Annotated in this window: 16 protein-coding genes; 9 read left to right on the top strand and 7 right to left on the bottom strand. The window is 43.7% G+C overall.

Annotation, left to right across the window (positions count from 1 at the left end; genetic code table 11):
* Window positions 1–62: 62 nt before the first annotated feature.
* Window positions 63–566: a hypothetical protein gene (locus C232_RS0103085; RefSeq protein WP_155891535.1), complete on the bottom strand. Its 504-nt coding sequence runs from the start codon at window positions 564–566 to the stop codon at window positions 63–65.
* Between the two features lie 423 nt (window positions 567–989).
* Between C232_RS0103085 and spoIIID the strand changes: the two genes are divergently transcribed.
* The 5 genes from spoIIID (at window position 990) to fabZ (ending at window position 4,783) form a co-directional block, all read left to right on the top strand.
* Window positions 990–1,256: a sporulation transcriptional regulator SpoIIID gene (gene spoIIID, locus C232_RS0103080; protein WP_018661161.1), complete on the top strand. Its 267-nt coding sequence runs from the start codon at window positions 990–992 to the stop codon at window positions 1,254–1,256.
* Window positions 1,257–1,582: 326 nt separating this feature from the next.
* Window positions 1,583–2,584, top strand: a complete 1,002-nt coding sequence (mreB, locus tag C232_RS0103075) for a rod shape-determining protein (protein ID WP_018661160.1) — start codon at window positions 1,583–1,585, stop codon at window positions 2,582–2,584.
* Window positions 2,585–2,660: 76 nt separating this feature from the next.
* The gene (locus C232_RS0103070; protein WP_018661158.1) at window positions 2,661–3,452 is read left to right on the top strand and encodes a flagellar hook-basal body protein; all 792 of its coding nucleotides are present in this window, start codon (window positions 2,661–2,663) and stop codon (window positions 3,450–3,452) included.
* Between the two features lie 21 nt (window positions 3,453–3,473).
* Window positions 3,474–4,304 (top strand): flagellar hook-basal body protein, encoded by an 831-nt coding sequence (locus tag C232_RS0103065; RefSeq protein WP_018661157.1) that lies wholly within the window; start codon window positions 3,474–3,476, stop codon window positions 4,302–4,304.
* A gap of 53 nt (window positions 4,305–4,357) precedes the next feature.
* Window positions 4,358–4,783 (top strand): 3-hydroxyacyl-ACP dehydratase FabZ, encoded by a 426-nt coding sequence (fabZ, locus tag C232_RS0103060; RefSeq protein ID WP_018661155.1) that lies wholly within the window; start codon window positions 4,358–4,360, stop codon window positions 4,781–4,783.
* A 368-nt stretch (window positions 4,784–5,151) separates the two neighbouring features.
* Here the strand turns inward: fabZ and C232_RS0103055 are convergent, their stop codons facing one another.
* Window positions 5,152–5,589, bottom strand: coding sequence for a YwpF-like family protein (locus C232_RS0103055; protein ID WP_018661153.1), 438 nt, complete (start codon window positions 5,587–5,589; stop codon window positions 5,152–5,154).
* A gap of 247 nt (window positions 5,590–5,836) precedes the next feature.
* On the opposite strand from C232_RS0103055, the gene C232_RS0103045 reads away from it, so the two are divergent.
* Together C232_RS0103045 and C232_RS19965 are read left to right on the top strand one after the other, a co-directional pair.
* On the top strand, window positions 5,837–6,196 hold the full coding sequence (locus C232_RS0103045; protein WP_018661149.1) for a single-stranded DNA-binding protein: 360 nt from the start codon (window positions 5,837–5,839) through the stop codon (window positions 6,194–6,196).
* Window positions 6,197–6,202: 6 nt separating this feature from the next.
* Window positions 6,203–6,364 carry a hypothetical protein gene (locus C232_RS19965; protein WP_018661147.1) on the top strand — a complete coding sequence of 54 codons (162 nt, stop codon included), beginning with the start codon at window positions 6,203–6,205 and terminating at the stop codon, window positions 6,362–6,364.
* Between the two features lie 173 nt (window positions 6,365–6,537).
* Here the strand turns inward: C232_RS19965 and C232_RS0103035 are convergent, their stop codons facing one another.
* Window positions 6,538–9,345, bottom strand: coding sequence for a DEAD/DEAH box helicase (locus C232_RS0103035; RefSeq protein ID WP_018661145.1), 2,808 nt, complete (start codon window positions 9,343–9,345; stop codon window positions 6,538–6,540).
* Window positions 9,335–10,936 (bottom strand): SWIM zinc finger family protein, encoded by a 1,602-nt coding sequence (locus C232_RS0103030; RefSeq protein WP_018661143.1) that lies wholly within the window; start codon window positions 10,934–10,936, stop codon window positions 9,335–9,337. Before C232_RS0103030 ends, C232_RS0103035 begins: the two co-directional genes overlap by 11 nt.
* A gap of 466 nt (window positions 10,937–11,402) precedes the next feature.
* Between C232_RS0103030 and C232_RS19960 the strand changes: the two genes are divergently transcribed.
* Window positions 11,403–11,546, top strand: a complete 144-nt coding sequence (locus C232_RS19960; RefSeq protein WP_018661141.1) for an Lmo0850 family protein — start codon at window positions 11,403–11,405, stop codon at window positions 11,544–11,546.
* 176 nt (window positions 11,547–11,722) lie between these two features.
* On the opposite strand, the gene C232_RS0103020 is transcribed toward C232_RS19960, so the two are convergent.
* The 3 genes from C232_RS0103020 to C232_RS0103010 form a co-directional block, all read right to left on the bottom strand.
* Complete coding sequence (locus tag C232_RS0103020; RefSeq protein WP_018661139.1) at window positions 11,723–13,084, bottom strand: hemolysin family protein; 1,362 nt, start codon at window positions 13,082–13,084, stop codon at window positions 11,723–11,725.
* A 73-nt stretch (window positions 13,085–13,157) separates the two neighbouring features.
* Window positions 13,158–13,586, bottom strand: a complete 429-nt coding sequence (locus tag C232_RS0103015; protein ID WP_018661137.1) for a MerR family transcriptional regulator — start codon at window positions 13,584–13,586, stop codon at window positions 13,158–13,160.
* 275 nt (window positions 13,587–13,861) lie between these two features.
* Window positions 13,862–15,178 (bottom strand): hemolysin family protein, encoded by a 1,317-nt coding sequence (locus tag C232_RS0103010; RefSeq protein WP_018661135.1) that lies wholly within the window; start codon window positions 15,176–15,178, stop codon window positions 13,862–13,864.
* Window positions 15,179–15,761: 583 nt separating this feature from the next.
* Here C232_RS0103010 and C232_RS0103000 point away from each other — a divergent pair.
* On the top strand, window positions 15,762–16,532 hold the full coding sequence (locus tag C232_RS0103000; RefSeq protein ID WP_018661131.1) for a hypothetical protein: 771 nt from the start codon (window positions 15,762–15,764) through the stop codon (window positions 16,530–16,532).
* Window positions 16,533–16,622: the final 90 nt, after the last annotated feature.

The following is a 16,622-nucleotide window of genomic DNA, read 5'->3' as shown; positions in this document are numbered from 1 at the left end:
TTAATTATAGTATTGCCTATCTTAATGTTTTTGTAATTCCTTTCCAAAATTATGATATACAGCTATTGTTCATTTCTCATTGTCTTTAAATGCCAAGGTAAAAGGACGACAAATACAAGAATATATACAGGTATAGAGTACCACGTCTTCCATGCCTTGTTTACCATATATCCAGATACGACTGTCCCCCACTCGAGAAGATAAGCAGCGGCTACCCATAACCATTTATATAGCACTGACTTATTTTGGGTTAAAAAATTTAGATAAATTAAGCCAAGTGCTAGAGGGATAAAGGATATAAAAATGTAGTCAATCAGATAAGTATCGGGAGAGGGGCCGATTCGAAATCCTTTAAAAACATCGCCAATCAATGCATCCCCAAGCCAAGCACCAAAGCCAAGAACACCAGCACTATAATACATCTCTTTTAAAGTCAACTTTTTCGGCATAAACAACAGAATCAATAGAAAAACCACAATAATTGTATACGCATACCACATAGTTAAACATACCTTCCTTTCAAAAAGGCTGCTTCCAATTGGTTGTATCAACTTTAAAGTATCCATAATTTTAACTGGTTATACAATTGCAGCTTTTCCACAGACTCATCATGTACATATCCTTTTAATAGTATAGCCAATTTAAAAAAGATGTCTGTCCTTTTTCCGTTTGACAGACAGGGCGGGAATTTCCTGAAAATGCAGCACATCCCGTTCTTTCTGATGTTTTTGTGCATAATTTGGTACCCAAGCTAATAAACTGTTACAAACTTGACAAAAAAGCGAGAGTGTTTGAGGTGAGGAGTCGTTAAATTCGTGATTGTTTTAGTTATTGACCTGATTATTTCTTGCAGCACCAGAAAGTGTAGCGATTAACTTTCTGCCGCACGCCGTACCGTGACAGGAAGCGCTTGCGGGATACAGTACAATTCTGAGATCAGCGAGTCTCATTTCACACTCCTCACATCCAATTTGGGGAGGGCGAGTAGTGTGCACGATTACATCAAAGAGAGGACAATCAAGATTGGAAAGTATATCGTGGAGACGAGAAAAACAGTTCGCGTGATTGCGAAGGAGTTTGGCGTATCCAAAAGTACTGTCCATAAAGACTTAACGGAAAGGCTCCCGGAAATCAACCCGGAACTGGCAAATGAAGTAAAAGATATATTGGATTATCATAAATCGATCCGCCATCTGCGCGGAGGGGAAGCAACAAAGCAGAAATATAAAAAAGAAGAATTGCAAATTACCGAATAGCGCAAAAAACAGAACATGGCGGATACCAAAAAGTGATAGAAAGAATCAGCAAACAAAAAAGCAATCAGCCCGTATTGGGGATTGCTTTTTTTGCGCAATAAGGTTTGCATCCTCTTCAAATCCGATGCCGGCGGTCTTCCGCAACAGTACACCCGTAACTCCCGGGCGCACCCCTGTTTATAAAAAAGATTGGAAAATAATTTTTGCAAACACTCACGTAACCCGGTATAAATATGTTAAAATAAATAATTAGGGATAACAGACTGTCATAGATTACGTATACATAAATAGTCCTAAAAAGTTGGAAATAAGGAAGGAGCAAATTCATGTTTGCAAAGGATATTGGGATTGACTTAGGTACAGCTAACGTGCTGATTCATGTAAAGGGACAGGGAATTGTGTTAAATGAACCATCCGTTGTAGCCATAGATAAGTCGGCCAACAAAGTGCTGGCTGTCGGGGAAGAAGCGCGCCGCATGGTGGGAAGAACACCCGGCAATATCGTTGCGATCCGGCCGTTGAAAGACGGGGTCATCGCTGATTTTGACGTGACAGAAACAATGCTGAAGCATTTTATTGATAAGCTGAACGTCAAAGGCCTGCTTTCCAAACCGCGTATTCTGATCTGCTGCCCGACCAACATCACAAGTGTGGAACAAAAGGCGATCCGTGAGGCAGCTGAAAAGAGCGGCGGAAAAAATGTCTATCTTGAAGAAGAACCGAAAGTGGCTGCGATCGGCGCCGGCATGGATATTTTCCAGCCGAGCGGCAACATGGTTGTGGATATTGGTGGCGGTACCACAGATATTGCTGTTTTATCTATGGGAGACATTGTCACAAGTTCATCCATCAAAATGGCAGGGGACAAATTTGATAATGAGATTTTACAATACATCAAAAGAGAATATAAATTATTAATTGGTGAACGGACTGCTGAAAATATAAAAATCAATATCGGGACGGTTTTCACGGGCAGCCGCAATGAAGAAATGGATATCCGCGGAAGAGACATGGTTTCAGGCCTGCCGCGCACCATTACGGTAAATTCAATTGAAATTGAAAAAGCCTTGCGTGAATCTGTCACGGTGATTGTCCATGCCGCCAAAAATGTATTGGAAAAAACGCCTCCTGAACTATCCGCAGATATTATTGACCGCGGTGTTATTTTAACCGGCGGCGGCGCGCTTCTCCACGGAATCGACCAGCTGCTTGCAGAAGAAATCAAAGTGCCGGTACTGGTGTCGGAAAACCCGATGGATTCCGTTGCGATCGGGACAGGAGTCATGCTTGAAAACATTGATAAAATTTCAAGAAAAAGATTGGTCTAATCAGATTTCAAGGAGATTGCGAAAGAAAAAAACGATGCCGGGGACGGTCCCTGTGTTTCTTGTGAGGTGAAAGCATGTGTTAAGGGGTTTTTACACAGCAGCTTCCGGAATGATTGCGCAGCAGCGGAAAACCGATATGCTGTCCAATAACCTGTCGAACGCCAATACTGCCGGTTATAAAGCGGATCAGTCTGCGATGCGGACCTTTCCAAAAATGCTTTTAAGCTACATGAATAAAAACGGTACCACAGGCGAAGTTGAGCATTCCGTCGGATCGCTTGCAACAGGGGTGTACATGCAGGAAACCGTACCGCTCTTTATACAGGGCGGCCTTGAACAAACCAATACGAATACAGATCTTTCTATCGTTGATGATGCGAATGCGGAGGGACACTTATTTTTCCCTGTTAAGAGCAGCGATGGTACCGTAAAATATACGCGCAATGGAAATTTTTCAGTGAGCGGGGACGGCTACTTAACAACTGCAAGCGGAAATGCTGTCCTTGACCGGAATGGTAACCCCATCCAAGTCAATGGTTCGGATTTCTTAGTAAGTCCAGCCGGGGATATTACGGAAAACGGCCGGTATGTGGCAACGATCGGCCTGGGTTATGCACAGAATCCCGGCCAGCTTGAAAAGTCAGGAGACGGCTTATATTCCCTGCAGAATAATGCGCAACTGCCGGATGGTTATAATCAAAACGGTTTCCAAATCAAACAGGGCTTCCTGGAAGCTTCAAATGTCGATGAAACAAAGACAATGACAGACATGATGAGTGCATACCGCACATTTGAAGCCAACCAAAAAGTACTGCAGGCTTATGATGCAAGCCTGGGCAAAGCGGTAAATGATGTAGGCAAAGTTTAAGGGGAACGGTGAGGTGCAGGAATGAACCAATCGATGATCACAGCGGCAAATTCACTTGGCCAGCTGCAGCAAAAACTGGATATCATTAGCAATAATGTTGCTAATTCGGATACGGCTGGCTACAAACGCAAAACGGCAGGGTTTACAGACCTGTTGGTGCAACAGATCAATAACCAGCCCAACGCTGCAAAAGAAGAAGGAAGACTGACACCATACGGAATCCGCATCGGAACAGGCGCAAAACTTGCGAACACAAGCTATGTGACTGCCCAGGGGCCTTTGGAAACAACAAACCGCAACCTTGATATAGCTTTTACGAAAGAAAACCAGTATTTGAAAATCCTTGTACAGACAAACGATAACAGCACAGTTGAATTTACACGGGCCGGTGCATTGCAGGCCGTGCCGCTGGGAAATGATGAAGTTATGCTGGCGGATGAAAACGGCAACCCGGTGTTGGATGAAAACAATCAAATGATCACGTTCCGGGGCAGTGTAAAAGACTACACGATTCATCGGAACGGAACGCTTCAGGTGGCCTATGCAAACGGAACTTCCGATCAATTTAGTCTTGGTGTTGTGCAGATGAATAATCCCCAGGTTCTGGAACAGGACGGAAATAATATCCTGAAACTGCCGCAAAATGTGGACGCGGCTGCTGTCTATACGGATCTTACCGGCGCAAATCGTGACAATATTTCGGTGCAGCAGGGCGCTTTGGAAAAGTCCAATGCCGATTTAAGCTCGGAAATGACAGACCTCATTAAAACAGAGCGTTCCTATCAATTGTTAGCCAAAACGATTACCATGTCCGACCAAATGATGGGTTTAGTGAACGGAATCCGCTCATAATTTGGCCGGGTGATGAAAGTACCTTTACAGCATACATAATGGAGGGCTAAAGCATGCTTGATTTGCAACAGATTAAAGAAATCATCCCGCACCGTTATCCATTTTTATTAATCGACAAAGTGCTTGAAGTGGAAACAGGGAAACGTGCGGTAGGAATAAAAAACGTAACCGGCAATGAGGAATTTTTCAACGGGCATTTTCCCGATTACCCTGTAATGCCCGGTGTTCTGATTGTCGAAGCACTTGCTCAAACCGGTGCTGTCGCCATGCTGCAAAAAGAAGAAAACCGCGGCAAACTGGCCTTATTTGCGGGTATTGACAAATGCCGCTTCAAACGCCAGGTAAGGCCGGGCGACCAGCTCCGCCTCGAAGTCGAAATCATCCGCCTAAAAGGCCCGGTCGGCAAAGGCAAAGCCGTAGCCACCGTCGACGGCGAGCTCGCCTGCGAAGCTGAAATCATGTTCGCACTGGGGAAATAGAAGACCCCGGGCCGGTAAGAGACGCGTCCGGAAATAGAAAGCGGGGGGCAAGCGCCCCCCGCTTTTCTTGATCCAGCTCAGGGCGCTATCGGCTGGCGGATTTCCCGGCCCCCTCCCTGCGATAAGTCAACATCGGCTCGTTCCTCGCCGTATTTCCTATATCTCAGTCGCGATCCATGAAATCCGTACGCCGATGAGCAAGCGCCCCACCGCTTTTCTTGATCCAGCTCAGGGCGCTATCGGCTGGCGGATTTCCCAGTCCCCTCCCTGCGATAAGTCAACATCGGCTCGTTCCTCGCCGTGTTTCCTATATCTCAGTCGCGGTCCATGAAATCCGTACGCCGATAAGCAAGCGCCCCACCGCTTTTCTATTTCCCGCCGGATTTTGTGGCGGAGCGTTCCCGCCGGTTAATCCGCATTTTAAATTCACGGATTAAATCCTCTCCTTCAAACCCGTCATGCACCAATTTCTCCAGCAGAGTCTCCGCATACGCATTGCGCCTTGAGCGGATTTTTCCCTCGAGCAGCACACTGATGGTGTCCCCAAATTCTTTTATGCCGCAAACATGCGTCGCCAAAGGGGCAGGATCATTGTTCGCATAAGTGATCACAACTTCAGTTTCCAATTCTTGATGCGTTTTTTCAGCCTCACGGAAAAAAGAAAGCTGATCATGGCTCATATAGGCTTCAATCAGCCAAGTACCTTTTCCATCCTCTTTGTTAATGATGAGTCCATCAATAAAAGGAATAACGCGGCGGCCAGGTGCATCCACAATCACCAGTGAAACAATTTTAAATGTTTTCATTGCCATCCTCCAGATCCGTTTGAAAAAATTATAACATAATTCGATGCACTGCCTAAAAGAGCCTGTTTTAAAAAAATAAAAAACAACTGCTTTCCATTTTTGTTCACAATATAGACTGGAAAATTGAATTTTTGCCGGGGAAAAATTTCAATTTTGGCGGAAAAAGTCGAGGAAATTATGGAAAATGTCGATTTTACAAAGAAAACCATGCCCGGTATGATGAAGCTGTAGGGAGGAGGTGAAACCTTTGATAAACCAGGTGACATTAGTGGGAAGGTTAACAAAAGATCCGGAAGTTCATTATACAGCGGAAGGGAAGGCGGTTTTAAACATAACGTTAGCTTTAAATCGGCATTATCGCAATCAATTTGGTGAAACATTAACCGATTTTGTCCAATGTACATTGTGGAACAAAACAGCAGAAAATACCAAGAAGTATTGCAGAAAAGGATCAATCGTTGGTGTGGTCGGCAGAATTCAGACACGCCATTACGACAATAAAGAAGGAAAAAGAGTATATGTTACGGAGGTAATCGCTGATACGGTAAAATTTTTCAGCAGGCGGCAGGATAACGGGCCGCTGCAGGAAGCAAAACAAGGAGGATAAACGCACTTGGAAGACGCCGCAGGAAGAATCGATGCACTCGAACGGGTGCTTGCCGATTTGATACTTAAGCAAGGATTGATGAACCGGCAGTTTGGCTTGCTCATGAACGAAATCAAACAGCTGGAAGAAGAACTCCGCACGATTTCCATCCCCATGTCACACAGCTGACAAATTGAAATAGTATTCCCGAGTTTGTTATTTGAACCCCGATTTTCTCTCCATCAGATAGAATTGAATTTTTTTGTATCATCCTCTTTTCATCCCCAATTTTTTTCAGCTGTTAAACCGGCTGTTTTTTTTTGCAAAAAAAGAACAGCCGGTTAGAGTAATCCGGGCTGTTCTTATACTTGCTGCAGTGAGACCAGGTCTTTTAAATCGGTATTGGATAGTTCCGTTATCCAGTCGTCGCTTTGGATGATTTCATCATTCAGCGCCTGCTTTTTCTCAAGCATGGCGTCAATCTTCTCCTCCAGCGTTCCGGTTGTAATCAGTTTGTGGACGTGGACGAAACGCTTTTGCCCGATACGGTGGGCCCGGTCTGTTGCCTGGTTTTCAACGGCGGGATTCCACCAGCGGTCATAATGGATGACATGGTTGGCGGCTGTTAAGTTCAGGCCTGTGCCGCCGGCTTTCAATGACAGCAGAAAAACCGGAAATTGCTGGTCCTGAAACTGTGCGATATACGCATCGCGTTTTGGTTTCGGCATGCTTCCGTTTAAAAATGGAACATCCAAACCAAAAGCATGTTTCAATGTTTCCTGGATGATTTTACCCATCCCGATATACTGGGTAAAGATCAGGCAGGATTCCTCCGCGCCGATGATCGACCGGACCAATTCTGTCAATTTTTCCAATTTAAAGGAACGTTCTGCCATATGTTTCGGGCTTGTTTCCTTTAGATACAACGCAGGGTGGTTACATAGCTGTTTCAAGCGATTCAGCATTTGCAATATCAGGCCTTTTCTTTCAAAACCGGTAAGTGTTTCTATCTCCTGGAAAGTATTTTGGATCAATTGTTCATATAATGCAGCTTGTTCCGTCGTCAGCGGACAGTATTCTTTCTGTTCCAGTTTCTCCGGCAGGTTAAGCTCCACTTCCGGGTCCTTTTTTGTGCGCCGCAGCAGAAATGGTTTGATCAAGGCCTGCAATTCTTTAATTTTATCTTTGCGGCCGTCTTTTTCAATCGGGGCGATAAAACGTTTCTGGAATTGTGAAAAGCTCCCCAGAAACCCCTTATTGGCAAAGTCAAAGATCGTCCATAATTCTGATAAGCGATTTTCCATTGGTGTACCGGTCAGGGCAATGTAATGGCGTCCCTTCAGCAAGCGGATCGCCCTTGATTGCTTGGTTTGCGGATTTTTAATATTTTGGGCTTCATCCAATGCCAGGGTACTCCATTCTATTGCGGATAAGGCTTCGTAATCGATATGTGCCAGCCCATAGCTGGTCAGCACGACATCGGTGCTGCTGTAAACCTTGCTAAGATATTCTTTTGGCCGGTTTGCCCCGTAATGGAGGGCGAGGTGCAAACCGGGTGCAAACTTTTCGAATTCCTTTTGCCAGTTGCCGAGCACGGATGTCGGGCAAATAATCAGCGCCGGGGTTTGCGGGGCTTCCTTTTCTTTTACATGCAGCAGATAGGAAATGAGCTGAATCGTTTTGCCGAGCCCCATATCATCGGCTAAAATTGCGCCGAAATGGAAATTCCGCAGAAATACCAGCCAATTGAGTCCGAGCTGCTGATACGGCCGTAACTGGCCTGTAAACCCGTTTGGCAAGTCTGTATTTGGTATTTCAGATAGCGCCGTCAATGTTTGAATAAACTGTTTCAGCGAGCGGTTCAGCTCAATTTGAATTTGGGCAAAGGCGCGCGGGTTCCAATCGTCATTGTCCTGCTCTTCTTCTTGCGGGATGAGTTCCTGTTCAAACAAATCCTGGATGCGGAGCCCTTCTTTTTTGGCTTTTTCCATCAAAGTTTGCAGCGATTTAATCAGCGCCGGATCCAGTTTAACCCACTGGCCGCCGACTTTGACGAGACGGCGGCCTTGTTGGATCAGCTGCCGGAATTCTTCCTCGGTTAGATCCGTCCCATTTACGGAAATGCGCCAATCAAAATCGAGCATTGCCTGAAGGCCGACAAAAGAAGGGCGATAGCTGGTATTCTGCTGTTTCATTTTCGCCTTCACGCGCATACTTGCTTCTTTGATTGAAGACCACCATGAAGGGAGCAGAATATCAACGCCGAGGCAGAGCAGCTTTTCACTGGCATTGACAAGGAATTCCCAAGCGGATGCTTCTTCCAATTCTGTTGCAAGATGCCCCTTCTCGTTTTCGAGCCAGGGGAAAAGCGTGAGCCACCTGTTTTGCTCACGGGAAATGGCTTCTTCGTATGGCTGCCATTTTTTTAAAAGCCTTTGCCGCGGATAGACATACATCCGCTCGGGTTTGGAAGGGTCACGCAGTACTGTCTCCAATTTCCACGGATCATTGTCACGGGCAGGCTCGGATAACCGCAAGCCGATTGAGAAAGGAAGCCGGCTGTTTGGATCCGCCCACTGGGCAAAACGATCTTTGTCAAAGTACACGGAAAGCTCCCGCTTGGTAAAACCGCCCTGCTTCAGCTGGTTGAAACGCTGTTGGAGAGAAGGATCGTGCCGAACATAAGATTGAATGGCATTATGATACCACTTGGACATGACCGTTTTTACGGAATGTTCATCAAGCTGCTGCTGCCAAAACGGCGGGCTGAATTCTTCCAGTACCGCTTTAGGCAGCTCATACAGATTCTCGCCATTTTCCGTGCTTCCAGCCGCTTCCGGCAGCCACACGCCACTTGTTACGGATTCCAGCAGGACGGGAGCAGCAGCAAGATAGATTTGCCCTCTCTCATCCCAATCCCAACGCGGAAGGGAACTGAAGCTTTCTTTTCCTAACAGGGACAATAGCAGATAACTGTCAATTACAACACCACTGTGTTGAAAATGTTCATCAATTGAAGCAAATGCCCCGTAATAGCTCTCTTCATGCCAAGTAAACAGGGATGGTTTCCAATATTCGGGATCGATATCAAGCCCGTTTCCATCCTGGGCATATAAAAAATAGCGGCCGGTATCCAAAGGTTTTATATTCATTTTGAAATCAATCTGCATGGATCAATTTTCCCTTTCTGCATTCTTCATGAAAGGCCCGCAGCCGTTTTGTCCTCTGCAATAAAGAATTGAAAAATAACTCCCACTGCGGTAAAAGATGTCTTTTCTTATACAAAGACCGCAGCTTTTTTAAATAGCGGACCGCTTTTTTGTAGGACATACGGTTTTTCTCTGCAATACAAACGCTGACCGCTTCATGGAACAGAGGAAGCACGGTTTCAGGTGCCTGCTTTGCAATAAAATTAAGCTTCTCTTTGTCTAACCGATCGGGGACATGGCCGAGCAGCTGCTGGAGTTCCACCCACTCCCGGTATTTTTCTTTCGCAAATAAATAGGCTTCATATTTATAGCCGCTATAGGGCAAAAAAGCGCGGAACAGTCTTTCAAGCAGCCTCGGCTGCTGTTCCATCAGGCTATTTTCATCTATTGACTGGAAAAAAAGCCGCATAAAGGAGATCCGGTCGTTTTTGTTTATGCCGGTCTGCTGAAAAAATCCGGGAATCATTGGAACAACGGCCGCAATATAGCGGTGCAGACGGTTTTGCGCCTGAAGTGTTTTCAACTCCGAAATCCAAAACGGCATATAAAGAATAACATCTGTGCCATCTAAACTCAGCTGCTCCAAAAATCGCAGGGCCATATCATCATCTGCGGTTAAAAAAGCCTGGTGAATATAGCAGAGGGCTGCAGAAACAGCAAGCTTATCCTCTGTTTCAATTTCATGGAGGATTTTTTCTTTCAGACGTTCGGCTTCCTGCTTTCTCCAGTCTGCATTTTTAAAAAGGCGCGACCAAAGCAAACGGTATAATTCAACCGTTTCAAACGGATAAGCGGTCCTTTCATTTGCCAGCCAGCGGCAATCACTGTGCAAGTAGTCAAGGTACGGATCAAAAGCAAAAGGAAAGGAATAAGTTGAAAGCTGTTGGAGCGCATTCGCTGCTTCTCCCTGCAAAAAACGGAATAAAGGCCGCATCCTGGTAAAGGCATTCTCCAGGCAAAGCCGGTTCAAATGCTTGAATGTTTCATAGGCCAAAAACAGGCGGTAAAGCGGCCTCCATTCCCGCTCAACCGGCAGAAAATCAATGAGGTGCTGGTAGGTTCTTCTGGCTGAAATATCCAGCAGGTATTCATTTTGCTGGTTCAATTCACCAAAAGCTTCTTGAAAATCAGCCGTCCATTGTTCCACACCTGGCCGCTTTCCTGTTTGTGCCGGTTTCAGCAGGTCACTTGCCCGTTTCACAGTCTGAAGAATTCGGGAAGATGAATCCCGGCTCTTCCAGTTTTGGACCCAGTCAAACACACTGGCCTGTTCGCTGTATGCAGAAAAAAACAAGGCAAGCTGATGCCGGCATAACCCGTCCTGCGGGCATGAGCATTTGCATTTGAGCGTATCCGCGAGATCTAATACGCACGTAACAGGTGTAACATCCTGGACCTTTCCTGTAATGAGGTTTTCTGACACGCGTTTTGCATAGACAAGATGCTGGCGGAATAATAATAATCCTTTTTGGACAAGTTTCTGGTGGTATTCACTTTCGGGCTGCAAATTGCTTTGAAGCTTTTCAGCAAAAAGGTTGAGCTCGTTTATCATCTTTATAACACACTTCCTTAAGTAAGTGTTGGCGTCAAGTGAAGGGGAAACGGATAAGGATGTTTTTTCGTTTAAATCAATCAGACAGGAAAACTGTATTTTTACCATCGTTTATTCCGTTTCCAAATACACAGTTCAACTATTTAGCATAGTATATAATCGAACTTGTGTCCAGTTCAGGAAAGAAATATTGTATTTTTTTCAAAATCAAATATATTTTAGGAAGATTATTTCTGAAATCCCTTACACAAAGGGCAGTTTTTTGTTATATTATAATTAACCAAGAAAAACGGAGATTATGGTGCAATGAAAAGCTTCATATAGAAAATCAAAAGAAAAAATAGTGAAATTCATGAAAAAATAAGATATTTTGTGTAGTGTAGGCTGAAAAATAAAGGGTAAGTATATAAAAAGATTAAAAAACCGGAATGGTAAATGATATATTCTAATCCAATGGGGTGATCATATGAAAAAAAATCATGATCATTTAAAGAAAGTTATCACAAGTTTTTCAGAAATGGGTATCAAAACAGCTTGTACAAAATCACGCCTTGAATTGTTTGAAGTTTTAGAGGGCAATAAATTCCAGCCAGCTTATAAAAAAAATTAAAAGCCGGCTGGCAGGGAAGAGCGGAACAATGCAGCAGCATTGTTCTTTTTTTGAAGAAAATCGCCATGATTCCTCATCATTATTTCTCGGGAAATCAAAAATTGTCGAAAGCTGGCAAAACTGTTTTACGAAACCGCTAAAAAAAGCGGAGAATTTCTCCGCTTCTCGAGTCTGTATTAGATTGCTTCTGTTTTGGCCAGTTTAATTTTGGTTTCGGGCTGGGTTTGCCGTATGACTTCCTGGACGGCTTTCTTTTTGACTTCTACATAACGGATATGCATGTCTTCCATCTCGGTTATGATAAATTCATAGCCGCCGCACTCAAGCCGGTCCCCTTGCTTGGCCTCGAATTTTTCTGTTAACATCCAACCGCCGATCGTATCGATATCTTCATCAGAAATATGGGTGCCGAGCAGGTCATTGACTTCGCTGATCAGCACTTTAGAGTCAATAATAAAGTGGCCGTCTGAAACTTTTCGGATCAGCGGCACTTCATCCATATCAAATTCGTCGCGGATTTCGCCGACAATTTCCTCTAATATGTCCTCAACGGTCACCAGCCCGCTGGTACCGCCATATTCATCAATTAAGACTGCCATATGCAGGCGTTCCTTTTGCATCATAACCAGTAATTCATTAATTGGAATCGTATCGATAACACGGATAATCGGGCGGACATAAGATTCGAGCGCAGGCTGGGGCGCCTGCCGGTGGCTCAGCATGTCTGTCAGAACTTCTTTTAAATTAATCATCCCGATAATATGGTCCTTATCCCCGTCAATGACAGGATAGCGGGTAAACCTTTCTTCCTGTACAAGATTTAAAAAGGATGAAAGAGAAAGATCTTTTGAAAGTGAGACGATTTCAGTCCTTGGTACCATGATTTCTTTGGCAATCCGATTATCAAATTCAAAAATTTTGTTAACATATTTAAACTCAGACAGGTTAATTTCTCCGTTTTTGTAGCTATCAGAAAGCATGATCCGCAACTCTTCCTCTGTGTGTGCAACATCATGCTCTGATGCAGGTTCAATGCCAATCATTTTGGTGATCAGCTTTGCAGAATTATTCAAGGTCCAGATAAACGGATACATCACACGGTGAAATACAATCAACGGCCTTACCGCAAAAAAGGTAATGGTTTCCGCCTTTTGAATGGCAATCGTCTTTGGCGCAAGTTCGCCTGCCACAACATGCACAAATGTAATCACTGCGAAAGAGATCAGCACAGATACAAATGCGGTTAGGGAAGGCGGCAACGAAAGCACCGTGAACACGGGGCTGAGCAAATGCGATACAGTCTCTTCCCCGATCCATCCAAGTAAAAGCGAAATAACGGTAATGCCAAATTGGCAGGTTGATAAATATTCATCAAGATTCGAAATCATCTTTTTTACCGTGATGGCTTTTTTGTTTCCTTCTTCAATAAGCTGATCAATCCGTGAACTTCTAATTTTCACGATGGCAAACTCTGAAGCTACAAAAAAAGCGGACAGTGCGATTAATACAAAAATCAGCACCAATTTAAATATGTCCAAATAAGTTTCCCTGCCTCATATTAGGAAATAAGGCAGGAGTCACCTCCTGTAAGTTAACGATTTATAGTTGTTTTCAATTCCAAACCACTTCCTTATTTAAAAGGACGGAAAGTGATTGGATCAATGCCAGACTGTCCCTTGACAAATGGTTTCGCAATGTTTCTTGTTGCTCTTCAGGCAATTTATCCAAATTAGGCGCAAAATCCTTCAGTTCCAGATTTAACTGTTTCAGCTGATCGGAAAAGAGATTCAATTGCTGTACAAGCGCAATTTCGCTGACCCCGCTGTTTCTCCGGTAAGCGAGTTTGGTCCGGATCGATTCAAGAGGGAGATGCAGCTTCTTGCATTCCGCAATATATTTCAAATCTGCAATAGCTTCCTGATCATACAAGCGGTAATTGGCGTGCGTACGTTTTGGCTTTAGCAGTCCTAATTGGGTGTAATAGTCAATTGTCCTTTTTGAAACATTGGCAGCGGATGCTAATTCCCCAATACGGTACAAAGCCCCATTTGAATCACCTCTTTCCCTGAAAAAAGCTTTCTTGCTTAATAGTATTATAGAAAAAAAAGACCGTACAGTCAAACGTTCCAGTTAGAAATGAATTATTTTTATAAAAATTCAATTTATATTTAAAGGGTATGATACCAAGTTTTCCATTATTCGCGAAGCAATGGGGGGCCGGCAGAAAGAAACGCCGGCTGTGGACAGGATTTTCCAAAAGGGGAGCGGTCTAAAAAACGGAGGATAAAAACCAGTCCGGGGAGCAAAGCAGCAACCTATGGCTTGGGGGCTGCTTCTTGTTTTTTCCAGACTTCCACATAAAGGACGTGTGATCCTTCCATGTTGATCACCTTAAATTCACAGGATTGGAACGGAATAATGTCGCCCTTTTTCAGATCATATTTCTGTGTCAGCAGCCAACCGCCGACTGTATCGACTTCCTCATCCGAAATTTCAATTTTCAACAGGTCGTTGACATCTTCAATCAGTACTTTTGCATCTAAAATGTAATGATTGTCACCGACTTTCTGAATGAGCGGTATTTCATCGGTATCGAATTCATCGCGGATTTCGCCAACAATTTCCTCCAGAATATCCTCGACCGTAATAATGCCGGCAGTGCCCCCGTATTCATCAAGCAAAACGGCCATATGTGTGTTATCTTTCTGCATGCGGGCGAGTATTCCCTGGATTGGGACGGTTTCAATCACATGAATAATCGGGTTAATGTACGGATCAAGCGGCGCGTCTTTGCCGATATGGGGTGCAGCCACATAATCGGTCAAGACCTCTTTCATATTTAGCACGCCGATAATATTGTCTTTGTCCCCGTCTGTGACCGGGTATCTCGTATATTTTTCCATTTGCGCAAGCTTCAATACGCCCTCAATCCGGTCACTCTTATCAACCGTAACAACTTCTGTGCGCGGCACCATGATTTCTTTTGCGATCCGGTTATCGAATTCAAAAATATTGTTTACATATTTATATTCCGATTGGTTAATTTCCCCGCTTTTTAAACTTTCGGACAGAATAATCCTCAGTTCTTCCTCGGAATGCGCCACCTCATGCTCTGATGTTACATCATAACCGAGCATTTTTGTCACGAACCTTGAAGCATGGTTTAGCGCCCATGTAAGTGGGAACATGATCTTGTTCAGGAGAATTAAAGGCTTGGCTACAACGAGAATAATATCTTCAGCCTTTTGAATGGCAATGTTTTTTGGCGCGAGTTCCCCGACCACCACGCTGAAAAATGTAATAATTAAAAAAGAGAGGATAAAGGTAACCACTTGGACCAGCGTTTCCGGCACATGGATTTTTACCAGTAAGGGATTGAAAATAACACGCAGCGTAGGCTCGCCAAGCCACCCTAAAATCAGAGAAATCACAGTAATTCCCAATTGTGTGGTAGATAAATAACTGTCCATGTTTGTAATGACCCTTTTTGCTGCGGGTGCGTTTTTAATGCCATCCGCAATCAGCTGGTCAATTCTTGAAGTCCTGACCCTTACGATTGAAAATTCAGAGGCAACAAAAAAAGAGGTTGCTCCTATTAATAAAATAATTAAAATTAGTTTGATCGTCAGCATTGGTTTGTCCTGCCCGGGCGGTGTAAAAAAACGGGGCCGTTTTTACATCGCCACAGAATATGGCAAGACACGCACCTCCTTATGTTAAAAGCTCATTTCAATTAATGTTCCCGAAAAAAGATATGAAAAACCGGCAAAAAAACATGGACAAACGAGGGAATGAAATTCTGCTTCCGGCCTTCATAAGTGAAAAGCAGCGATGCAAACCCGGATGCCAGCTGCATGAAAACATGCCCGGCATTTTATTGCGCAAATCGGGATTTTTGTATATTGTCTTTTATGACTCCTATACTTATTTTGAATGAATTCATCCGGAACTGCAAGTACTATGGACAAGCATCTGCTACATATGAAATATGAAAAAGGTCACAAAAGTTTTTGGTAAAATGGTTTTTTATTTACGGGAAATTCATTATAATTTTCAATGAGGAAAAAAGAGTGGAGAGGCAAAAAACACGATATCCATGTTGGATATAATTATTCTGTTTTATATTTGGTATATAAGGGTGCAAACAGTCCGGTTTTATAGCAGGTCTGTAAAGGCTTTCTCCGTATCATGTTTGCATAATCGGGGGTAAACGTATTGAAAAACTATGCTGGTAACAGGGAACTCATTTATGTTCATACAAATGAAGTGAATCATTATGTTTTAACATACGGCATTTCTTTTCGTGAATTTTATCATGCTTTTCCGTATTTAAAAAATCTTCTTCTCCTGAGCCACCAATTTGAGGAAGGCAATTTTAATTTGCATACGCTTTTTGAATATGTAGATGAGGAGACGATTGGGAGTTTGGTTGAAGATGATATATACAGCTACGGCGATTTTTGCTGGATTGATTTTGAGGATGAAGAAGGGGTCAATCTGCTGGAAGGATATGAAATTGCTGAATTGTTGTATTTAAGCCATATGAAACAACAATTGCGTATGCCCTTTTACCGGAAACTTAACAACCGTTTTGTTTATTTGTCCCATGATGACGGCTGGGTCAGCAAAACGTATTACCGTTCGTTTCGTGATTTTTACGTTTTGCTTGGTGATGTCATTGCAAACAGAATGAATGAATTAAAAGGAGAAAAGCCGTTCCCGTTTGCCCGGAAGAAAAGAAAAAGTTTACCTGATGTTCCGGTAGAAGTATTGTCCCGGCTTTGTGAAAAAATGAAAGAAGGCATGTTGATTTCATTAGAATTTGCGACCAAAACCCGGGCCAAAATTGAAGTCCCGTTCTGGATGATCGGCGATTTTCATGACATGGATGAAATGTACGAAGAATACAACACCATCTCCGCAACCCCAATCGACGGAAAAATCGTCTACGACAAAAAAAACATGGAATGGCAAATCATGCAATAATAAAAGCGGAGGGCGCTTGCCCATCGGCGACAGGCAACTGAGCCGGTTCCAATGAAGTCCGCGCTTTGACTTCATGGGGCCGGACCAGTT

This window comes from Heyndrickxia acidiproducens DSM 23148 (assembly GCF_000374345.1).
Lineage (GTDB): Bacteria > Bacillota > Bacilli > Bacillales > Bacillaceae_C > Weizmannia > Weizmannia acidiproducens.
The sequence above is the reverse complement of the archived record's forward strand: the minus strand, read 5'-3'. Positions and strand labels throughout refer to the sequence as shown.

Bases quoted from the DNA above. Each gene is read 5' to 3' on its own strand.
- C232_RS0103085 (WP_155891535.1), bottom strand. From the start codon at position 566: ATGGATACTTTAAAGTTGATACAACCAATTGGAAGCAGCCTTTTTGAA.
- mreB (WP_018661160.1), top strand. From the start codon at position 1,583: ATGTTTGCAAAGGATATTGGGATTGACTTAGGTACAGCTAACGTGCTG.
- C232_RS0103065 (WP_018661157.1), top strand. From the start codon at position 3,474: ATGAACCAATCGATGATCACAGCGGCAAATTCACTTGGCCAGCTGCAG.
- fabZ (WP_018661155.1), top strand. From the start codon at position 4,358: ATGCTTGATTTGCAACAGATTAAAGAAATCATCCCGCACCGTTATCCA.
- C232_RS0103055 (WP_018661153.1), bottom strand. From the start codon at position 5,589: ATGAAAACATTTAAAATTGTTTCACTGGTGATTGTGGATGCACCTGGC.
- C232_RS0103035 (WP_018661145.1), bottom strand. From the start codon at position 9,345: ATGCAGATTGATTTCAAAATGAATATAAAACCTTTGGATACCGGCCGC.
- C232_RS0103030 (WP_018661143.1), bottom strand. From the start codon at position 10,936: ATGATAAACGAGCTCAACCTTTTTGCTGAAAAGCTTCAAAGCAATTTG.
- C232_RS19960 (WP_018661141.1), top strand. From the start codon at position 11,403: ATGAAAAAAAATCATGATCATTTAAAGAAAGTTATCACAAGTTTTTCA.
- C232_RS0103010 (WP_018661135.1), bottom strand. From the start codon at position 15,178: ATGCTGACGATCAAACTAATTTTAATTATTTTATTAATAGGAGCAACC.